Source organism: Melioribacteraceae bacterium (assembly GCA_019638015.1).
In the GTDB taxonomy this organism is placed as follows: Bacteria; Bacteroidota; Ignavibacteria; order Ignavibacteriales; family Melioribacteraceae; genus JAHBUP01.
Genome location: JAHBUP010000011.1, coordinates 1 through 2,910, shown reverse-complemented (window position 1 = coordinate 2,910; position 2,910 = coordinate 1). Strand labels below are relative to the sequence as shown.

The 2,910-nt window shown below is 38.5% G+C and carries 4 protein-coding genes; all 4 read left to right on the top strand.

Features of this window, described 5'->3' with window-relative positions; genetic code table 11:
* The coding region (locus KF816_17530; protein MBX3009831.1) for a hypothetical protein at positions 1-452 on the top strand (452 nt) is incomplete at its 5' end.
* On the top strand, positions 449-1,759 hold the full coding sequence (locus KF816_17525) for a type IV secretion system DNA-binding domain-containing protein (protein MBX3009830.1): 1,311 nt from the start codon (positions 449-451) through the stop codon (positions 1,757-1,759). The genes KF816_17530 and KF816_17525, both read left to right, overlap by 4 nt.
* Positions 1,760-1,937: 178 nt before the next feature.
* Positions 1,938-2,087, top strand: coding sequence for a hypothetical protein (locus KF816_17520; protein ID MBX3009829.1), 150 nt, complete (start codon positions 1,938-1,940; stop codon positions 2,085-2,087).
* A 151-nt stretch (positions 2,088-2,238) separates the two neighbouring features.
* Positions 2,239-2,595, top strand: a complete 357-nt coding sequence (locus KF816_17515; protein MBX3009828.1) for a hypothetical protein — start codon at positions 2,239-2,241, stop codon at positions 2,593-2,595.
* Positions 2,596-2,910: the final 315 nt, after the last annotated feature.

Here is a 2,910-nt window from a genome sequence, read left to right as displayed (position 1 = left end):
GTAAAGAACAGCAAGACAAGATGTCGGAACGGTTTAACGCTCAAACAGCCGAATTTAATAAGAAATATCCGGGCTTTAAAGAGAATATTTCGATGAATGAACAAAAGATGTCTGGAATTCAGCAACAAACAGACACGAAACAACAAACTGCCTCACAAACTTCGAGTACACAACAAACAGGAGTTCAGTCTAAGTTTACGGGTAATACACAACCCGAAGGGCAGTCAAAAATTCAGCAGCAAACTGATATTCAGCAACAAAAAGGTGACACATCACAATCCAAATTTTTAAATAACTCAGCAGGTCAGAGCGAAGGACAATCACAATCCAAAATCCAACAACAAACAGATACGCAACAGCAAAAAACGTCTCAATCTTCCGGTAGTCAGCAGTCATCGCAATCGCAAAATTCTGACCAATCAACATCTCAAAACAACGAACAAAAAAGATGATAGAGCACCTTTTCGGAGTAGAGTTAATAAAAGATGGCAACAAATTAGCCTTTGACACGGCAGCCAATCCACGCTGCAAAATCAATGGCAAAGATTTGAACGGCAATCCGTTTACGCTGCCGCTCGATGACACATTGTTCAGCAAGCACCTTCTGTTTTTGGGCAACATCGGCACAGGAAAAACCAATGCCATTTCACAAGTAGTATCGCAAATAAAAAATCAATTGACCGAAAATGACCTGATGATTGTATTTGATACCAAGGGAGATTTCTACAGTCAGTTTTTTAAAGATGGAGACATTGTGATAAGTAACAATAGCGCTAAATTCAAAGGTGCAAATGAGTATTGGAATATTTTTTCAGAAACCACTATTGACAACACCTTACAAAGTATTACTGAAAATTCCCTTGAGATTGCAAATAATCTTTTTGCCGACAAAATTAAAAGTTCAAGTTCACCTTTTTTCCCGCAGGCGGCAAAAGATGTTCTTGCAACCTTTTTAAAGGTAATAGCAACAAGATATACAAAAGATGCCCAAAACAATGAGGAATTAATCGGGTACTTTGAAAGTTCAGGACGGGAGAAATTGCAGCAGTTTTTTGAAATTAATCAACAAACCAGAATCAATAGTTACATTTCAAAAGATGCGGCTTCGCAAGCTGATGGTGTTATATCAGAACTCAATCAGTTATTGGGTGAAATATTTATTGGAGATTTCAGAAAAAAAGGAAATCTTTCAATAAGAGATTTAGTAAGGAATAAGGGAGGCAAAACCATTTTTTTGGAATATGATATTTCTGTTGGCAATGTATTGACGCCTATTTACCGGCTTATGTTTGACCTTGCGATTAAAGAAACATTAAGTAGTTCTCAAAGAGAAGCACCGAAAGGAAACGTGTGGTTTTTCATTGATGAATTTAGCCTACTTCCTAATCTTAAATATCTTGACAATGGTGTAAATTTTGGTCGTAGCCAGGGAGCAAAATTTATAATAGGCGTTCAAAATATTCCACAGGTTTACCACGAATACGGAGAAGATTTAGGACAAAGTTTGTTATCTGGTATAAGAACTGTTTTCTCATTCCATATTGATGATATAAAATCAAGAGAATTCATTCAAAACCGATACGGCTTTGCACAAAAAAAATTAACCTATTCCGATTCATTTGGAACGGCTGTTGATAATGTACAATCCATGAAAGTAATTGAGGATTGGGACATTTCAAATCTAAAAACCGGTTCGGCTATAGTTGGGCTTCCCGATGGTAATCCCTTTGTTTTTCAGTTTGGAGAGTATCAGAAATAGCAAACTATAGTATGTAACAGCGAAACCAGCACACAACAGGCGACCTGGCTATATGGCGGGGCGACGAATATATACCCGGCTTTTGTTTGTTATTCGGCTTTCCTGTCTGCCGGCAGGTAACGCCGGGCAATAGAATAAACAATGAACTTTTAATTATAAGAAGATAGATGACGGCAAAATGCGGCACGCCGGATTATCAAAAAAGAGCCAGCTTGTTTTTGCAGGGGTTATTGACATAAAACGTAAAAAAGCAGCAGAAGCTGCATTTGAAGTTCATACAACTGCCAGAGAACCTGAATATATCAAACCAACTAAAAGAATCTTATGAAATCCCATCTGCTCCCGTTCTTTATCCTCCTGCTTTGCGGACTGAACTTTTCCGGGGCCAACGCTCAAACCCTGGACCCAATAATCGCTAATCATATTAAGGCGATTGGTGGTAAAGAAAAAATAAAGCAGATAAAACCGTTGCTATACAAATGAGTACAACAAATACGATTACTCAACCAGAGGCTGTAAAAGTTTCCGTTAATTCGTTAACCAGAATAACCAACGGAAAGGGATACCGCAGGGATATAGAATCAGAAACGGGAGGGGTTAAGATGGTGCAATCGGAATGTTTTACAGATAACACAGGACAAATAAGCGGGTGGACAACTGCTCCTCCTATGCCGGAAATTGCTGAGATTGCAAAAGGTGATTTCGAAACAATGAATGATACTCAGCCCAGGGCAATGTCTGAATATGAATATAATGCCGGAAAAGATCAAATATTTGTTGGAAATCCTTTTATCAATTATCCTTCGAAAGGAATGGAAGCACTGTTACAGGGATAACTGTTAATGAACCCATAGACAGCACCATATATAACTTTCCCGGTGAGGAATAAATCTTTGCAACCCGTAACTATGCACCCAAACCTCAAACCCCAAACAATAAACTCAAAACCACTGTTGTCCGGTTAAAATGTTAACCGAAACGACCAAAGCCAGTACTGTACTGAACTTCATTAAAGTTTACCGCATGACCCACTTACCACAAGGTATTCCACTTTTTTCTTGATAAAAGACTTCTGAGCTAATTGCACTTCCTAACTGTGGCATATGGTGTTTTTCTTTAGGCGCCGTCCAAGCCAATTTTCTTAACGCCAT